Source organism: Rhizobium aethiopicum, assembly GCF_900094625.1.
Lineage (GTDB): Bacteria > Pseudomonadota > Alphaproteobacteria > Rhizobiales > Rhizobiaceae > Rhizobium > Rhizobium aethiopicum.
The window spans coordinates 1-18,616 of sequence record NZ_FMAJ01000033.1; the positions used below are offsets into that span (position 1 = coordinate 1).

Genomic DNA, 18,616 nt, shown 5'->3' on the forward strand with positions numbered 1-18,616 from the left:
CAGTCGACCAACACGCTGAGCGATGTCTTCAGCTATACGATGCGCGACGCTGCCGGTGCCATCGCCAGCGCAAACCTCACCGTCACCATCCACGGCGCCAATGACGCGCCGGTGCTCGCCGTTCAGACGGCGACCCAGAACGCCACCGTCGGCTCTGCCTTCTCCTTCACCCTGCCGACGACCACCTTCAGCGATGTCGACAGCGGCGACACGCTGGCCTATGCGGCAACGGCCGCCGACGGCACGGCGCTTCCTTCCTGGCTGAGCTTCAACGCTTCGACGCGCACCTTCAGCGGCACGCCGACGACAGCCGGCACCTATGGCATCCGGGTGACGGCGACCGATCTCGGCGGCCTCGCCGCCAACGAGACCTTCAATATCACTGCGACAGTGGCGCCTGCGACCTACAGCCTGTTCAACGCTTCCAGCACGCCGGCCCAGACGAACCTCAACGACGGTCAGCAGCTCGAGCTCGGTGTCAAGTTCCAGTCGAACGTCGCCGGTGATGTCACCGCCATCAAGTTCTATCGCAGCGCCAACGACAACGGACAAAACGTCGTCGACCTGTGGACCTCCACCGGCACCAGGCTCGCCACCGCTACCTTCAGCAACACCACGGCGAGCGGCTGGCAGACGGTGAACTTTGCAACGCCCGTCACCATCGCCGCCAACACCACCTATGTCGCCTCCTACCACACAACAGGCGCCTATGTGGCGACCAACAGATTCTTCACGAATGGTGTCTCCAACGGTCCGCTCTCGGCTCCGTCGAGCGCTGCTGCCGGGGGCAATGGCGTCTATGCCTATGGTGGATCCGCCACAACGGGCCTCTTCCCGACCAACACCTACGATTCGGCCAATTATTATGCCGATGTGGTCTTCCGACCGCAGCTTGCTTCGTGATCATCGGGTAAGACCAGGTACTGGTGAAATGAGGGTGAAATGCTCGCCGCTGCGACGGTCGCTTCGAATGCCCACTTTCAAGGGATGCCGATGAACAGGAAGGACCGGCTCCCGGTGACAGTGCTCGCCGGTTTTCTCGGCGCCGGCAAGACGACGCTTCTCAGCCACGTGTTGACCAACCGTCAAGGCCTCAGGGTCGCCGTCATCGTCAACGATATGAGTGAAGTGAACATAGACGCCAGTCTCATTCGAGACGGCGGCTGCAACCTATCGCATACGACGGAGACATTGGTCGAACTCAGCAATGGCTGCATATGCTGTACCCTGCGCGACGACCTCCTGACGGAAGTCCGGCGACTGGCCGAAGAGGGGCGATATGACTATCTGCTGATAGAGGGGACCGGCATTGCCGAGCCATGTCCGATCGCGGCAACCTTTTCATTCCGCGATGAGAATGGTGTTTCGCTCTCCGATTTTGCCAAACTTGATACGATGGTGACCGTTGTCGACGCTGCAAGCCTTCTGGCCGATTACAGCAGCGCCGATCTGCTGCGCGACCGCGGCCTGCAGCGGGACGGCGAGGACCGGCGCACACTCATCGACCTGTTGGTGGACCAGATCGAGTTTGCCGATGTTGTCGTGATCAACAAGATTTCGGACGCGACCGAGGAGATCCGCGCGGAAATCCGAAAGACCGTGGCTGCACTCAACCCGGATGCGCGCCAGGTCGAGACGGACTTCGGCAAGGTTTCTCTCGCGTCCATCCTCGATACGGGCCTCTTCGACGAAGCAAAAGCCGCCGCGCACCCGTTGTGGCACAAGGAATTGTACGGCCAGGGCGACCATGTTCCGGAGACGGAGGAATACGGGATATCGAGCTTTGTCTATCGCACGAGGCGCCCCTTCGATCCCACGCGGTTTCGAGCATTCCTGGACGAGCCCTGGCCGGGGGTCATCCGCGCCAAAGGCCATTTCTGGCTTGCGACGCGCCCGCGTCACGTGGGTCTGATGTCGGCTGCCGGGGTGCAACGGCGCTGCGAACCCATGGGACTTTGGTGGGCGGCCGTTCCCCGACAGGACTGGCCGAACCATCACCAGTTTCGTCAGCAGATCGAGCGCCGGTGGGACAGCGCCTGGGGCGACCGTCGGCAGGAGCTCGTGTTCATCGGCGTTGATATGGACGAGACAGGCGTCCGGACCGCGTTGGACGACTGCCTGGCCAGCGCGGATCCCCGCGACTGGTCGGCTCTCGAAGATCCCTTTCCGGCCTGGTAGCGCGGCCCGGCGCGGGAGACTACCGGCTCGACTAGCCGGACCGGCAAAACAAGACCGACGAGCTTCCTTTTCACCCAGCGCCCGCGGCTTGGCGGGAGCATCAGTCAGCTTGAGGCCTGTCGATCAGAGGCGCGGCGCGATCATCATATGGGCGTATGGAGGTACCACCCACATACCCAAGATTGCTGTCGTACGTTCCGTTTCGAAAGCTGGCAGGATGAAGTCATTCAATGCTGGTCGACGGGAAACGGGGACGCCGCTCTTGCTGAGATTTCATGTCAGGAATCGCAAATATCTCACTATGGTCGGCGGCACGCCGTGCATCAGTCACGCAACCTCCGCCTGGACTGCACTGCTTGGAACACCGACCGTGGTGTCTTCGAGCACTCAAGCTCCATTCGGCGTCGCCAACCAGGGCAGTGCAACCGTCCAATCCTCCTTCACCGGTACGGCCGCACCGCCCCTGATATTTTCCGGCGAAATGCAAGCGTCCCTGTCGCCGACGGCGATGCCGGCGCCCGAGGGAGATGGCGGCGCGCAAGACAGTTTTACCCAGACGGCAACGGCTGCAACGGTGTTTCAGACGCCTACCTCGATATCGCAACGCACCGTGCTTGGCCCGGATCCGTACGAGGAGGCTGCGACACTGCCTGCCGCTCCCGTGCTGACGGGTGTTACCAGCGATGCCGACACTGGAAGCGCCGAGACGGCTGCGCCCGTCAGTTCCGACAGCACCCTCGGCACGACCTCCTTGCGTCTTCAGGCCTCGATAGCATCCCTCTCGGTGGAGCCGAGTGAGGAGGTTTCTACTGAGACGACCGCGGCTTTGCCGGCACCGGTGGCGGCCGCTCCGGCCGTGCCGACGCTCAACAAGATCGCGCTCGAAAACCTGAAGCAGGGTAACCCGATCAGCGAATGGGGGCTGGAGGGCGATGGCAACGGCACCATCCAGGGCTTCGCCACCGAAATCAGCACGAATATCGGCCAGACCGTCAATTTCAAGATCGCCACGGATTCCACCCACTACCGCATCGATATCTACCGCATGGGCTATTACGGCGGTGCCGGCGCGCGCAAGGTCGATTCGATCGAGCAGCAGCTGACCACGGCGCAGATCCAGCCGCATCCGATCGTCGACATGTCGCTCGGCCTCATCGATTGCGGCAACTGGTCGGTTTCCGCGAGCTGGCAGATCCCTGCCGATGCCGTCTCCGGCGTCTATTTCGCCAAGCTGGTGCGCGAGGATGGCACCGCGGATGCGAGCATCATTCCCTTCGTCGTGCGCGACGATGCCTCGACCAGCGATATCGTCTTCCAGACGTCTGACACGACCTGGCAGGCCTACAATGCCTGGGGCGGCGCCAGCCTCTATTACGGCGAAGTGCCCGTCGACCCGGCGGACATGATCGGCTACCTGCCGCCGAACTGCAGCTGCGGCCTGACGGCGATCGGCAGGGCGTCGGCGGTCAGCTACAACAGGCCGATCATCACCAATACGAGCCCGATCGGCGGCTCGCACGATTATATCTTCGGCGTCGAATCCTCTGCAATCTCCTGGTTGGAGCAGAACGGCTACGACGTGTCCTATATCTCCGGCGTCGATGCCACGCGCAGCGGCGCGCTGCTGCTCAACCACGATGCCTATCTCTCCGTCGGCCATGACGAATACTGGTCGGCCGAGCAGCGCGCCAATGTCGAGGCGGCCCGCGATGCCGGTGTGAACCTCGCCTTCTGGAGCGGCAACGAGTGCTACTGGAAGGTCCGCTGGGAAAGCAGCATCGACGGCAGCGGCCAAGCCTATCGCACCATGGTCTGCTACAAGGAGACCTGGGGCACGAGCACGGACCCGAGCAATGTCGGCACCGGCACCTGGCGCGACCCGCGTTATGCCGATCCGGGGCAGGAGCCGGAGAATTCGCTGACGGGCACGATGTTCCAGGTGGACAGCTACCGCCAGGATACGATCACCATTCCCTACGACTATTCGAATCTGCGCTTCTGGCGCAATACCGATGTCTCCGAGCTGAACGAAGGCGAAACCTACAATCTGGTGCAGAACCTGCTCGGCTATGAGTGGGATTCCGACGTCGAAAACGGCTTCCGGCCGGATGGCCTCGTCAACCTGTCGCTCTCCTCAATCGCGGTCAGCACCTATCTGCGCGACTACGGCACGACGGTCGGCGACGCGGTGGCGACCCACAGCCTCACCATGTACCGGGCCGAGAGCGGCGCACTGGTTTTTGGCGCGGGCACCGTCTTCTGGTCATGGGGCCTCAGCGACAACCACCAGGGCCCGACAACATCGACAGATCGCAACGTGCAGCAGGCGATGGTCAACATGTTCGCGGACATGGGCATCCAACCGACCACGCTCGATGCGAGCCTGATCCTGGCGACACAATCGACCGACACGCTGAAGCCGACCTCGTCGATCAGCTCGCCGATCGTGGGCGCAAGCTTCGTCGAAGGGCAGCGCGTGACGATCACCGGCACGGCGCAGGATTTCGGCGGCGGCATCATTGCTGGTGTCGAGGTGTCGACCGACGGCGGGCAGCACTGGTTCAAGGCGTCAGGCCGCGAGAGCTGGAGCTATAACTGGGTCGTCCAGGCAAGCGGTACTTATACGATCCTATCGCGCGCTGTCGACGACAGCGTCAATCTGGAGGCGCCGTCGGCGGGCAAGCAGGTCACGGTCACTCTGCCGGTAACGACGACCAGCCTGTGGACGCTTGCCGAAAAGCCCGCGGTCGAAACGGCGATCGATCGCGATCCGGTCGAGCTCGGCCTGCGTTTCCAGGCGACGACGGCAGGTTCGGTGCAGGGCATCCGCTTCTACAAGGGGTTCTACAATACCGGCGACCATGTCGTCAGCCTGTGGACCGGCGACGGAACGCTGCTGGCGACCGGCGTGTCGGTGGGCGAACCGCTTTCCGGCTGGCAGACGGTGATGTTCTCTAGCCCGATCCAGATCGCGGCAGGTACGACCTATGTGGCGTCCTATCACAGCAAAGGGTTCTTCTCCCTTACCGAGAACTATTTCAGCGGGTCCTATGCCAGTGGCGCGCTGAAGGCCGTCGATGGCGGCGGCGTTTTCGCCTACAGCACCAATGCGGGCACATTCCCCGGCCAAAGCCCCGGCGGCTCCAACTACTGGGTGGACGTGGTCTTCGATGCCGGCCCGAACAGCCTGCCGGTGGCAACCGACGACAGCGGGCTGATCATCGGCCATAACGGAACGCTTGTCATCTCGATTGCCGCGCTCGTGGCAAATGATGTCGATGCCAATGGCGACGCGCTGACCATCACCGCCGTCGGCAATGCCCTCAACGGCACGGTCGTTCTCAACAACCAGGCCGGAACCATCACCTTCACGCCGGCCGACAATTACTCAGGCCCGGCAAGCTTCACCTATACGCTGTCGGACGGGCGCGGCGGTGCGGATCAGGGCAGTGTCAGCCTCACCGTTCACGCCGCTCCCGCCGGCGAGACCCTGTTTACCGGGAGCGAAGGACCGACGGGCGGCAGCTTCAACGACAATACGGCGATGGAACTCGGCATGAAGTTCGTCGCTTCTGTAAACGGCACGATCTCGGGCGTCCGCTACTACAAGGCCGCCGGCGATACCAGTGTGCATACCGGCTCCCTCTGGCGAGCGGACGGCACGCTCCTTGCCACGGTCACCTTCACCAACGAGTCGCTCTCCGGCTGGCAGACCGCGACATTCTCGACGCCGCTGCAGATCACGGCGGGTGCGACCTATGTCGCCTCCTACCACACGACCGGCGCCTATGTGGCGACGTCGAATTATTTCAACACGACACATACCAGCGGTTCGCTGACGGCGCTTGCAGGCAGCAATGGCGTCTACGCGGTCGGGTCGGGCGCGACCTTCCCGACATCAAGCTACCAGTCGACGAATTACTGGGTCGATGTCGTCTTCAACCAGTCGACGGGCAATACGGTGCCGGTGGCCGCCAATGACAACGGCTATACGACCTATACCAATTCGGCTCTGTCGATCGCCGCCGCGAACCTCCTTGCGAATGACAGCGACGCGGACGGCGACCCGCTTGTCATCACCGGCGCAGGCGGCGCGGTCAACGGTTCGGTGTCCTACGACAGCCAGACACAGACCGTCACCTTCACGCCGACGGCAGGATATACCGGGCCGGCGAGCTTCAGCTATTCCATTGCCGACGGTCAGGGGGGCACGGCATCCGCCCAGGTTTCGCTGACCGTCAACGCCCAGGGAAGCGAGCAGAACCTCTTCAGCGCCAATGAAACCCCTGCAGTCGTCTCGGTGAACGACAATCAGCCGGTCAATCTCGGCATGAAATTTCAGGCCGACACGGCAGGCTGGGTCACGGGCATCCGCTTCTACAAAGGTGCCGATAATACCGGCCCCCACAACGGCTATCTCTGGACCGCCTCCGGCACGTTGCTCGGCAGCGTCAGCTTCAGCAACGAAACGGCGAGCGGCTGGCAAACCGCCACGCTCGCCCAGCAGGTCGCGGTCGAAGCGGATACGACCTATGTCGTTTCCTACAGCACCAACGGCAATTATTCGGCGACCGGCAATTACTTCAGCGCCGATGTGACGAATGGCGACTTGAGGGCGCTTAGCGGCAGCAACGGCGTCTATGCCTATGGGTCGAGCGGGTTGTTCCCGACTGCCAGCTATAACAGCACAAACTACTATGTGGATGTGGCGTTCAGACCGCAGCTCGCGGCGTAAAGGCGAGCGGGGGTATCGATGACAGGGACAGACAATCGACTTCCGGTGACGGTCCTGGCGGGGTTTCTCGGCGCCGGCAAGACGACGGTGCTCAATCATGTTCTGCGCAATCGCGAGGGACGCCGGGTTGCCGTGATCGTCAATGACATGAGCGAGGTCAACATCGATGCCGATCTAGTCCGTGACGGCGATGCCAACCTCTCGAGGACCGACGAAACCCTGGTCGAGCTTACCAATGGCTGCATCTGCTGCACGCTGCGCGACGATCTCCTGAGTGAAGTTCGGCGCCTCGCCGCCGCCGGTCGTTTCGACTACCTTTTGATCGAGGGCACGGGCATTGCCGAGCCGCTGCCGATAGCGGCGACCTTCTCCTTCCGCGACGAGAGCGGAGCCGCGCTTTGCGATGTCGCGCGGCTCGACACCATGGTTTCCGTCGTCGATGCGGTCAATCTCCTCGCCGATTATGCCAGCGCCGAGTTTCTGAGCGATCGCGGCCAGAGCCGTGACGGAGACGATGAGCGTAAGCTCGTCGAACTCCTCGTCGAGCAGATCGAATTTGCCGACGTCGTCATCATCAACAAGGCAGGCGAGGTGCCGCCTGCAATGCTCGCAGAGGTTCGCCGGATCGTCGCGGCGCTCAATCCAGATGCCCGTGTCATCGAGGCGGTTTTCGGCCAGGTGGCGCTTGGCACGATCATGGATACCCGCCTCTTCAGCGAGGCCAAGGCCGCCCGCCATCCGCTCTGGCACAAGGAGCTTTACGGCTGGGGCGATCATGTGCCGGAGACCGAGGAATACGGCATAACAAGCTTCGTCTATCGCAGCCGCCGGCCATTCGATCCCGCGCGACTGAGCCGCATTCTCGAGCAGCCATTGCCCGGCATCATCAGGGCGAAAGGGCATTTCTGGCTGGCGACCAGGCCGGACGAGATCGGCCTGCTGTCGATTGCCGGCACGCAATGCCGCATCGACACCAGGGGGTTCTGGTGGGCCTCGGTGCCGCGAGCGCAATGGCCGCGGCATCCGCAATTCCGCCAGTTGCTCGACCGCCATTGGGACGATGTCTGGGGCGACCGTCGCCAGGAGCTGGTCTTCATCGGTGCTGGCTTCGACGAGGAAGCCATCCGTACCGCGCTCGACGATTGCCTGACCGGGGAGGAGAGGGGGTTCGATCCCCAGACCGCGGTCGGCCTTCGCGATCCGTTTCCGCCATGGCGGCACGATATGCACGCATCGGATCGAAAAGTTTGAACCGATGCATCGACTCAAAGGTGAACAGGTTTTGATTATCAACCAGAGGAGAGAACAATGAGCAGCGAACTTTATGCAGACGGTATCGGCGAAATCACCGTCACGGGAACGATCGTACGCATCGACCTGATGTCACTCTCGGCCACCGATCGTGACGCCAACAACAATCCGAAACCGGTTTTCCGCCAGCGCATCATCATGCCTGTCGATGCGTTCGCCAATGCGGTCGATCTCATGCAGAAGGCGCTTAGCGGGTTGGTCGAGGCCGGTGCCGTTCGTCGCATCGGTGACATGTCGGCCGCCGCCGATATCCAGTCAGCGCAGGGCGGCCCTTCGAACGCCTCGCCGAACTTCAACTGATAAACCGGTCTAGAGCGCCGTGCGTCCAACCGGACGCACACGCTCTAACTCTTTGAAACTAAGCCTCGGTCTCGTATCGTTTCGGGTGGGCCATGAGTGGTTTTCTGCATACCAACCTGCACTGTCTAGCGTTTGTTGCACGCCATCACGGCGTCGACCTTTCCCCTGAGCGATTGCAGCACGATTACGCGGTCGGCAGCGACCCCGTCGCCGTGCGGCAAATGCTCAGAATGGCCAAGGATGCCGGTCTCAGGGCAAGGCATCTGACGCTCGACTGGCGAAGCCTGTTCCAGCTCGGCGAGGCTTTCCCGGCGCTTGCCGAACTTTCGAACGGCAACTGGGTGGTCATCGCCGGCGCCGTCGGCAGCGGCGAGGATGAGCGGATCCGCGTTCTCGACCCGCTCGCCACGCGCCCCGAAGTCATACTGTTGAGCGAGGAGCAATTCGCCAAGGCCTGGCTCGGATCGGTGGTGCTGCTGAAGCGCAACTATCGCATGTCTGATGAGGACCGGCCCTTCGGCTTCCGCTGGTTCGTCCCCGAAATCATCCGGCAGCGCAGCTTCTTCCGCGATGTGGCGCTCGCAGCCTTCGTGCTCTACGGGCTGGGGCTGACGACGCCGATGTTCTTCCAGCTCGTCATCGACAAGGTGCTCGTGCATCAGAGCTATGCGACGCTGACGGTTCTGACGGTCGGCATCGCGGTGGCGCTCGTTTTCGACGCGACCTTCAGCTTCCTGCGCCGCTATCTGCTGCTCTACGCCACCAACAGGATCGACATACGGGTGGCGACGCGGACCTTCGGCCATCTGCTCAACCTGCCGATCGCGCTCTTCGAACAGGCCTCGGCCGGTGTTCTCGTCAAGCATATGCAACAGACGGGACGCATCCGCGAATTCCTGACCGGCCGGTTGTTCCTGACGCTTCTCGACGGCATATCGCTCTTCGTCTTCGTGCCGATCCTGCTTCTCTACAGCGTCAAGCTGACGCTCGTGGTGCTCGGCTTCGCAGCGCTCGTCGGGCTGGTCGTGATGATGCTCGTCGGGCCGTTCCAGCGCCGTCTCCAGGCTCTCTACCAAGCGGAAGGCGACCGGCAGGCGCTGCTGGTGGAAACGGTGCACGGCATGCGAACAGTCAAATCGCTGGCGCTGGAGCCGCGCCAGCGCAAGGTGTGGGACGACTATTCGGCGCAGTCGATCTCGGTGCGATTCCGGGTCGAAAAAATGTCCACCATCGCCCAGTCGATGACCGGGCTTCTGGAAAAGCTGATGAGCGTGGCGATCATCGGCCTGGGGGCGCTCGATGTCTTCAGCGGCGCCATGACCATCGGCGCGCTGGTTGCCTTCAACATGCTCGCGGGCCGCGTCTCGGGGCCGCTGGTGCAGATCGTCACCATGGCGCACGAATATCAGGAAGTGGCGCTTTCCGTGCGCATGCTCGGCGAGATCATGAACCAGCGGCAGGAGCAAGCCGGCCGCGGGCGAGGGGTGCGACCGCACCTGCATGGCCGTATCGAATTCGACAGGGTCACCTTCCGCTATTCTCCCGATACGGCGCCTGCGCTCGACAATGTCTCCTTCGCCATTCCGGCAGGCTCGGTCTTCGGCGTGGTCGGCAAGAGCGGCTCCGGCAAGACGACGATCACCCGGCTGATCCAGGGGCTTTACCAGAGCCAGGAGGGGCTGGTGCGCATGGATGGCTATGACAGCCGCGAGATCGACCTCGTGCACCTGAGAACCAGCATCGGGGTCGTGCTGCAGGATAATTTCCTGTTCCGCGGCTCGGTACGCGACAATATCGCCGCAGCTAAACCTGATGCCAGCATCGAGGAGATCATGGAGGTCGCCCGCGTCGCCGGTGCGGAAGAGTTCATCGAGCGGCTGCCGCGCGGCTTCGATACGATGCTGGAAGAAAACGCCGCCAATCTCTCCGGCGGCCAGAAGCAGCGGCTCGCCATTGCGCGCGCCCTGATCACCGATCCGAAGCTTCTGATCTTCGATGAGGCGACGAGTGCGCTCGACCCCGATAGCGAAGCGATCATCCGCGAGAATCTGAGCCGGATCGCCGCCGGGCGCACTGTCGTCATCGTCTCGCACCGGCTTTCGACGCTTGTGGATGCCGATGCCATTCTCGTCATCGATAGGGGCAAGGTCGCCGATATCGGCCGGCATGACCAGCTGGTGTCGCGCTGCATGACCTATCGCCACCTGTGGGCACAGCAAATGAGGCAGGTCGCATGAACGCGCGTGTCAGAAAATCCAGCGAGAACCTGCCCGTCGCCTCAGGCAATGATTCAGACAAGGGACCTCCAGGCCGGAGCGGGCAGCTCGTCGCCCGTCCGCCGCTGCCGCCGGCGATAGCGGAATTCCAGTCCGATGCCGTCGAGCTGGAAGAACGCGCTCCGCCGCGCGTTGCGCGCATGACGCTCTATTGCGTGACGGCGCTGATTGCCGCGACCATCATCTGGGCCTCCGTCTCGTCGATCGACGAGGTTGTGATCGCGCCCGGCAAGCTCGTCACCACCCAGCCGACCATCGTCGTCCAACCGCTCGAAACCTCGATCATCCGCACGATCGATGTGAAGGCCGGCGAGGTGGTGCATGCCGGCCAGACGCTCGCAACCCTCGACGCCACCTTCAGTCAGGCCGACGTCGACCAGCAGCAGGCGAAGTTCTCGGCTCTCGACGCCCAGGTGAAGCGCATCGAGGCGGAACTTGCCGGAGACGACTACACGATGATGGCGGGAACGACGCCCGACGAGATGCTGCAGGTGCAGCTTTTCGGCCAGCGGCGGGCCTTCTACACGGCGCAGCTGCAGAATTTCGAGCAGCAGATCGCCGGCCAGTCGGCAGCGCTTACCGCGGCCAAGAACCAGGAGGCCGTGCTCATCGACCGGCGCGACACGCTCTCGCAAATCGAAGGCGCGCGCACGCGGCTCTACGACAAGCAGAGCGGGTCGCTGATCACCATGCTCGGCTCGCGTGACGCCCGCCTCGACGTCGAGTCCGATCTGACGGCCGCTCGCGGCAAGGCCGACGAGGCTGCGCATGCCTATGCCAAGCTGAAAGCCGACCGGCAGGCCTTCATCGAGGATTTCCGCCGGGCAGCGATGGAGCAACTGGTGGAGCTGCGCGGCCAGCGCGACATGGCGGATGAAGAGCTGAAGAAGATGGAGCTGCGCCGCAATATGGTGTCGCTGACAGCACCTGCCGATGCCGTCGTGCTCGATCTCGCCCAGCGCTCGATCGGCTCGGTCGTGCGCGAGGCCGAACCGATCGTCACGCTGGTGCCGATCAACGTGCCGCTCGAAGCGGAGGTGTCGATCAACACCCGCGACATCGGCCGCATCGCCGTGGGTAAGGAGGCCCGCATCAAGCTAGACGCCTATCCCTTCCAAAAATACGGCACCGCATCGGGCGAAGTTCGCACCATCAGCCAGGATACGTTCATGACCGGCCAGCAGGAACAGACCGCCACCCCGAGCCCGCCAGCCGCGCCTTTCTTCAAGGCTCGCATCCTGCTTGCGGATACGAGGCTGAACACCTCGGATGTGCCGGTCAGACTGCTGCCGGGCATGACCGTCTCCACAGAGATCAAGGTGGGCAACAGGACGGTGATCTCCTATTTCCTTTACCCGCTGCTGCGTGGCCTGGATGATGCCATCCGGGAACCGAACTGAGGGGAACCACGAGGTGTGGGCGCCATAATCAGCCTACCGGCAAGTGGCGAGAAAAGCGTGAATTGCTGCAGGGATAGTACCGAGATGGAGGAGGGGCGCATGTCCTTGCCCCTCGGCTGTATGAAGGATCAATCCGGGATGAAGGCGGGCCATTTCGCTCGCGGTTTCCCGCGAAAGCAGCGGTGAGTTTTCGCCGCGGATCAACATCAGCGGAAAGCGGCTCAGGCTTTCGAATTGTTCCCAGAGATCGGGCAGCGGCTGGCTGAAATCGATCGATCTCAGCGCCTCTGCGATCGCCGGATCGAAGTCGGCGACGGGCCTTCCGTCGACGTCACGATAAAGCGCAAGCGCCATCTCGCGCCAGTCTTCGGCTGCAAGCGCGGTAAACGAGTCGCCGTGATTCTCCTGCGCTATATCGGCCGCCTCTTTCCAGTCGGCCGGCTTTCTGCCGCTGTTGAGATAGTCGCGAATGAGCGCCAGCCCATCAGCCTCGATCGCAGGTCCGATATCGTTCAGGACCACGGCTTCGAGAAGATCCGGCCGTGTCGCCGCGATCAGATGCAAAATCAGTCCGCCACGCGACGTGCCGATGAAGATCGCCCGCCCGATGCCGAATGCAGCGCAGGCGGCTATGATGTCGCCGGTCTCGACGGCGAGATTGTAATTGGCCTTGTTCTCATCCCATGCGGAACTCCCACGCCCGCGCGAATCGAGCGCGATCACCCTGCGCGGGGCCGTCTTGTCGCGGCAGAGAAGCAGCGCCAGCGGATGAAAGTCCCGCGCATTGCGGGTCAGGCCGGGCAGGCAGATCACCGGTAGCCGTTCGGCGGCTGCCGCCGACAGGGGCCGGTAGTCGCGGGCATAAAGCCGCAACCTATCGGAAGAAGAGTAAAATCTTTCCTGGAAACCGCCTTCATCCATGTTCGGCATCGCATCCCTCGAGACCCGTCTGATCCCGAAGATCTAGAGCCTTTCCGGGTTAGATTGAAGCATTCTGTTGGCTCAAACGGAGTCGGATGGTCGACCGGCCGGCGCGCGTCGTAGCCCAGCTCTACGGCCAAGCCGGCCGGTCGATCAGCCGGCCCGTTTCAGCCAACCCGGAGGGCCGGGCATGTTTTCGCCAGGATCAAAGGCGATCGGCTCGGACGTACCTGGGGGTATGTCCGTCGCCAATCGCCTTTGCCCTGACGAAAACCTGCTCCGGCAGAATGCTTCTAACCCGGAAAGGCTCTAAAGCATGTCTCGCAAAAGTGTGCAGCGGTTTTGCCATAAAGACATGCGGAAAAACAAAGGCCGGCCTGCTTTTCAGGCGGCGCCAAACGGATTCAGGAAGCGCTGCGCCCACCGATCAGGTCGCGCTCGATATCCGTCGCCTGGCCAAGACGGGCCTTGTAGACTTCGTAATTCTCCATCACCCGCTGCACGTAATTGCGCGTTTCGGGGAAGGGGATACGCTCGATCCAGTCGACGATCTCGTCGATCGGCCGGCCGCGTGGATCGCCGTAGCGCCCGATCCATTCCGGCACCCGCTTCGGCCCGGCATTATAGGCGATGAAGGTGAGGATATAGGAGCCGCCGAAGGCTTCGATCTGCTCGCCGAGGTAATGCGCGCCGAGCGTCGCATTGTAACCGGCATCGGCCGTCAGCTTGTCCTTGGAAAAAGTAATATTATGGCGCTTGGCCACTGCCTGGGCGGTGCCGGGCAGAAGCTGCAACAGGCCGCGCGCATTCGCCGCCGAAACGGCGGCCGGGTTGAAGGCACTTTCCTGGCGGGCAATCGCATAGGCGAGCGCCTTGCCGGAGCCGGATATATTGGCATTCGCCGGAATTACGCCGACCGGAAAGGCGAGCGCGGCGACATCGATGCCGCGGCCATAGGCGATCTTGCCGACCTGCAGCGACAGATGATGATTGCCTGATTGCTCGGCCTGCGCCGCAAGGATCGCCAGTTCGCCCGGGCTCTGCAGCTGATCGGCGAGCGCGAGATAGAGGATGCCGGCCCGCCAACCGTGGCCGGCTGCCTCAAGTCGCGCAATGGCCTGCACGGCCTCGCGCGCCTGGAAGCGCTGGCGGTCGGCTGCGCTCGGTGTGGGATAAGCGACGTTGAGCGTCTTGCGTCCAAGCCTTTCGGCCGCGAGCTGCCCATAGAAGGTGCCGGGAAAATTCGCGGCCTTGCCGTAGAATTCGCCGGGGCTGCCTGGTCCGCCGGCCTCGGCTGCCCGCCCGAGCCAGTACCAGGCGCGCGACACCGAGATGGGGCCGTTCGACGTCGCCAGAATCTTGCGGAAATGCCTTTCCGCCGTTGTTGGGTCTCGCAGACCGCGCAGCGCATACCATCCGGCATGGAACTCTGCCTCGACGATATCCGTCGGGCTGGTTGCCGCCGAGTTTGCGACGACGCGGTAGGCCGGTCTGAATTGCCCCTGATCGACGAGTCCGCGGCTGACGATCCGCTGTTCGTTCCACCATTCGCTGGCATTGACGAGTTCGCCCTGTTGACGCGGCATCTTTTCCAGAAGCGCTGCCGCTTCGGCATATTTGTCCTGCTTGCGCAGATATTCGATGCGCGCGAACAGCAGGCCGGCATCGCCGCGCCATTTCGCCTCGACGCCGTTGAGCAGCGCGCCGGCATTGCCAGCTTTGGCGTCGACCGCGGCCCAGGCCTTGTAGAGGGACTGCGCCTCGCCCATGTCGCCGAACCGCTTGGCCTGCGCCACCCGGCCACGATACATCAGATAATCCATCCGCGCCTTGTGGTCGGCCGGCGTCAGCAGGGCGGAAAACTCGAGGAGGATCTTGTCTTCGCTCGCTTTGTCGAGAGCCTCTGTGCGCCAGAGCTTGCGGATATATTTTGCTGCCTGCGCCTGCTTGCCTGATGCTATCAGCGCCCGTCCGAGAATGACGGCGCCCTGCATCGTCTCCGGCGCGGTATCGCCGAAGGCGGCGAGCACGGCAGATGGGGCGGGGTTTTCGTCGTAGAGCGCGCGCTCGGAATAGGAGCGCAGCCTGGAAAGGCCGGGCCAACCCTTGAGCTCCTGCGCAGCACTGGCGATTTCATAGGAGGGAACGCCCTTCAATCCGGACACGGCGATCGCCCAGGTGAGAATATGACGGTCGAGCGTACCCTCGCGCATGCCGTCGCGGATCGACAGAGCCAGTTGAGGATTCTTGGCGGAAAGCGCGTCGAGGCCGGTTTTCAGATCGCTGGCGACGGGCGCGACGGCCGAATTGCGCGGGATTGCGCCGGTTGTCAGCGCTTCCGGTATCGAGGTCTCCGGAACGAAGCCGATCGGCTTGATGCCAGGCGTCGGAACGTTTTCGCCTGGAAGCGGCGACGCAAGGCTGCCCCACGCAGCGGCAACGAAGCCGAAGGCGGTCAGAATCAAGACAGCTTTCTTCATCCGGGATCTCGCAACGAAAACACGCCCCGCCCATTTGGCTAGAGGCATCTTAACGAAACCTTACCGTACCAGGTAAAATTCATTTACATCTGCTGTCGGAATTTGCCCTAAACCGAACTCTCCGCGCTTGTCGCGATGATTTCGGCGCTCTATGGTGCGCAAAATATTCATGGAATGCGGCCGAAGCAAGGATTTGGTCGTGAGGAGCTTTGCATGTTCAATGGGTCCATTCCCGCCCTCGTCACCCCCTTCACCGATGCCGGACTGATCGACGAAGCGAGCTTCGCCGCCCATGTCGACTGGCAGATCAAGGAAGGCAGCAGCGGTCTCGTTCCGGTCGGCACGACTGGCGAATCGCCGACGCTGTCGCATGCCGAGCACAAGCGTGTCGTGGAACTCTGCATCGAAGTGGCGGCAAAACGCGTTCCCGTCATGGCCGGCGCCGGTTCGAACAATACGCGTGAGGCGGTCGAACTTGCCCAGCATGCTGAAAAGGTCGGCGCCGACGCCGTGCTTGTCGTCACGCCCTATTACAACAAGCCGACGCAGAAGGGGCTGATCGCGCATTTTTCGGCGATTGCAGAGGCCGTCGCCCTGCCGATCTATATCTACAATATTCCCGGCCGTTCGGTGGTCGACATGACGCCGGAAACGATGGGAACGCTAGTCAAGGCGCACAGGAATATCGTCGGCGTCAAGGATGCGACGGGCAAGATCGAGCGTGTCTCCGAGCAGCGCATTACCTGCGGCAAGGATTTCAGGCAATTGTCCGGCGAAGACGCCACGGCGCTCGGGTTCAACGCCCATGGCGGCGTTGGCTGCATCTCGGTAACGGCCAATGTCGCTCCGCGCCTCTGCGCCGATTTTCAGGCCGCTACGCTCGCCGGCGAATACGCCCGCGCGCTGGAATATCAGGACCGGCTGATGCCGCTTCACAAGGCGATCTTCCTTGAGCCCGGCCTCTGCGGCGCCAAATACGGCCTCTCCAAGCTCGGCCGTATGAGCCGTAACGTTCGCTCGCCGCTGCTTTCGACGCTCGAGCCGGCAACCGAAGCAGCGATCGACGCCGCCATGCGTCACGCCGGGCTGCTGAACTGAGGAGACCGGCCGTCTTCACAAGGCGGGGTCATTCCCTTACATAAAAGGGCAAGCAATGCGGGCGCGGCGTTTCGCGCGCCTCGAAGGGAATATCGTCATGGCCCCCAAAGGCAGCCAGCGCGTGGTGAACAAGGTCGTGGCCGAAAACCGCAAGGCCCGTTTCAACTACGAGATCATCGATACTTATGAGGCGGGCCTTGTGCTGAAGGGCACGGAGGTCAAGTCGCTGCGCGAAGGCAAGGCCAATATCGCCGAATCCTACGCATCGGATGAGGATGGCGAGATCTGGCTCATCAATTCCTACCTGCCGGAATATCTGCAGGCGAACCGCTTCAATCACGAACCGCGCCGGCGCCGCAAGCTGCTGCTGTCGGGCCGTGAAATCCATCGCCTGCGTTCAGCCGTCAACCGCGAGGGCATGACGCTGGTCCCGCTGAAGATCTATTTCAACGATCGGGGTCGGGCGAAGATGGAGCTGGCGCTCGCCAAGGGCAAGAAATTGCACGACAAACGCGAATCCGAGAAGGAGCGCGATTGGAACCGGCAGAAGAGCCGCTTGCTGAAGGATAATGGCTGACGATCACGCCGCAGCTGATCGGCTGGTGGCGCTTGCGATCACTCTTCGAAATCGCTGGCCGGGGCGACTTCGGCCGGACGCGGCGCCCGCTCCGAGGGATCGCGACCAATCTCGGCCTTCAGAGACAGGAGGTCGATGAAATGATCTGCCTGCCGGCGCAGGTCGTCGGCGATCATCGGCGGCTGCGTCGCCATGGTCGAGATCACCGAAACCTTCCGGCCTCTGCGCTGCAGCGCCTCGACGAGGTTCGTGAAGTCGCCGTCGCCGGAGAAGATGACGAGATGGTCGACTGTTTCGGACTGTTCCATGGCGTCGATCGCAAGCTCGATGTCCATGTTGCCCTTGATCTTCCGCCGGCCCATGGAATCGGTGAATTCCTTGGCGGGTTTGGTGACGACCTTATAACCGTTATAGTCGAGCCAGTCGATCAGAGGGCGGATCGATGAATACTCCTGATCCTCGATCAATGCCGTATAATAGTAAGCGCGCAGAAGGTAACCGCGTTTCTGAAATGCTTTCAAGAGCTTGCGGTAATCGATGTCGAAACCGAGGCTCTTGGATGCAGCGTAGAGGTTGGCGCCGTCAATGAAGAGTGCAATTTTTTCGCGTGGGTCAAACATCGCTTACCAATTCCAATGAGAGAAATCGAAATTCGCAGGGAATCAAATTTCAATAAATACAATGGCTTATTGAGATTTCCGATTTGATCCTTACTTTATCAACTGTTCATATAAGAGTGATTTAGGGCAGGGTTTGTCATATTCCAAGCAACCATTGGTAGAATTGTCGCGTTCTCCATCGAAATTTAGCTCCGCCGCGGATAAAGACGAGGGGAAGCGGAACGAAAAACTTGTATTTGCCCGGTTTTAATTGTATCGGGCGTGCTAATCCCGAAATGACGACCGTAAAGGACAGGCAATGGCCCGTGTCACAGTTGAAGATTGCATTGACAAGGTGGAGAACCGCTTCGAGCTGGTTCTGCTCGCCAGCCACCGCGCCCGGCTGATTTCCCAGGGCGCCTCGATCACCATCGATCGCGACAACGACAAGAATCCTGTCGTGGCGCTGCGCGAAATCGCCGACGAGACGCTTTCGCCCGATGACTTGAAGGAAGATCTGATCCATTCGCTGCAAAAGCATGTCGAAGTCGACGAGCCCGAGCCCGATCCGGCCAGCATGATCGCCGCCGGCGGCGCCGCTGCCGCCGACAGCGAGGAGCAGGACGACCTGCCGGAGACGATTACTTTCGACCAGATGTCGGAAGAAGAGCTGCTTGCCGGCATCGAGGGCCTCGTGCCGCCGGAAAAGAGCGACGATTATTAAGCGCGTCGACCGGATCT

General features: G+C 62.1%; 13 protein-coding genes. 10 read left to right on the forward strand and 3 right to left on the reverse strand.

Annotated elements, in window-relative coordinates; all coding sequences use genetic code 11:
• From GA0061105_RS30545 to GA0061105_RS30575, 7 genes are all read left to right on the forward strand, one after another.
• A partial coding sequence (locus tag GA0061105_RS30545) for a DUF4082 domain-containing protein (protein ID WP_141130259.1) occupies positions 1-903 on the forward strand: 903 nt, incomplete at its 5' end.
• 90 nt (positions 904-993) lie between these two features.
• Entirely contained in the window at positions 994-2,178 is a 1,185-nt protein-coding gene (locus GA0061105_RS30550; protein WP_092755076.1) for a GTP-binding protein, read from the forward strand.
• Positions 2,179-2,395: 217 nt separating this feature from the next.
• A complete protein-coding gene (locus GA0061105_RS30555; protein WP_092755039.1) occupies positions 2,396-6,913 on the forward strand; it encodes a DUF4082 domain-containing protein in 4,518 nt (1,505 codons plus the stop codon).
• An 18-nt stretch (positions 6,914-6,931) separates the two neighbouring features.
• The gene (locus tag GA0061105_RS30560; RefSeq protein WP_092755042.1) at positions 6,932-8,164 is read left to right on the forward strand and encodes a GTP-binding protein; all 1,233 of its coding nucleotides are present in this window, start codon (positions 6,932-6,934) and stop codon (positions 8,162-8,164) included.
• Between the two features lie 57 nt (positions 8,165-8,221).
• Complete coding sequence (locus GA0061105_RS30565; RefSeq protein ID WP_092755045.1) at positions 8,222-8,524, forward strand: hypothetical protein; 303 nt, start codon at positions 8,222-8,224, stop codon at positions 8,522-8,524.
• Positions 8,525-8,616: 92 nt separating this feature from the next.
• Positions 8,617-10,761, forward strand: a complete 2,145-nt coding sequence (locus tag GA0061105_RS30570) for a peptidase domain-containing ABC transporter (RefSeq protein WP_064692418.1) — start codon at positions 8,617-8,619, stop codon at positions 10,759-10,761.
• Complete coding sequence (locus GA0061105_RS30575) at positions 10,758-12,200, forward strand: HlyD family type I secretion periplasmic adaptor subunit (protein ID WP_092755048.1); 1,443 nt, start codon at positions 10,758-10,760, stop codon at positions 12,198-12,200. Before GA0061105_RS30570 ends, GA0061105_RS30575 begins: the two co-directional genes overlap by 4 nt.
• Positions 12,201-12,233: 33 nt before the next feature.
• On the opposite strand, the gene GA0061105_RS30580 is transcribed toward GA0061105_RS30575, so the two are convergent.
• Both GA0061105_RS30580 and GA0061105_RS30595 read right to left on the reverse strand, forming a co-directional pair.
• On the reverse strand, positions 12,234-13,130 hold the full coding sequence (locus tag GA0061105_RS30580) for an alpha/beta fold hydrolase (RefSeq protein WP_092755051.1): 897 nt from the start codon (positions 13,128-13,130) through the stop codon (positions 12,234-12,236).
• Between the two features lie 395 nt (positions 13,131-13,525).
• On the reverse strand, positions 13,526-15,601 hold the full coding sequence (locus tag GA0061105_RS30595) for a lytic transglycosylase domain-containing protein (RefSeq protein WP_092755054.1): 2,076 nt from the start codon (positions 15,599-15,601) through the stop codon (positions 13,526-13,528).
• Between the two features lie 213 nt (positions 15,602-15,814).
• On the opposite strand from GA0061105_RS30595, the gene dapA reads away from it, so the two are divergent.
• Together dapA and smpB are read left to right on the forward strand one after the other, a co-directional pair.
• On the forward strand, positions 15,815-16,699 hold the full coding sequence (gene dapA / locus GA0061105_RS30600) for a 4-hydroxy-tetrahydrodipicolinate synthase (protein ID WP_064692423.1): 885 nt from the start codon (positions 15,815-15,817) through the stop codon (positions 16,697-16,699).
• 97 nt (positions 16,700-16,796) lie between these two features.
• Positions 16,797-17,276 carry an SsrA-binding protein SmpB gene (gene smpB / locus GA0061105_RS30605; RefSeq protein ID WP_004675044.1) on the forward strand — a complete coding sequence of 160 codons (480 nt, stop codon included), beginning with the start codon at positions 16,797-16,799 and terminating at the stop codon, positions 17,274-17,276.
• Between the two features lie 38 nt (positions 17,277-17,314).
• On the opposite strand, the gene GA0061105_RS30610 is transcribed toward smpB, so the two are convergent.
• On the reverse strand, positions 17,315-17,896 hold the full coding sequence (locus tag GA0061105_RS30610; protein WP_038687915.1) for a LabA-like NYN domain-containing protein: 582 nt from the start codon (positions 17,894-17,896) through the stop codon (positions 17,315-17,317).
• A 298-nt stretch (positions 17,897-18,194) separates the two neighbouring features.
• Here GA0061105_RS30610 and rpoZ point away from each other — a divergent pair, with 298 nt between their 5' ends.
• The gene (gene rpoZ / locus GA0061105_RS30615) at positions 18,195-18,599 is read left to right on the forward strand and encodes a DNA-directed RNA polymerase subunit omega (protein ID WP_011424719.1); all 405 of its coding nucleotides are present in this window, start codon (positions 18,195-18,197) and stop codon (positions 18,597-18,599) included.
• Positions 18,600-18,616 lie beyond the last annotated feature (17 nt).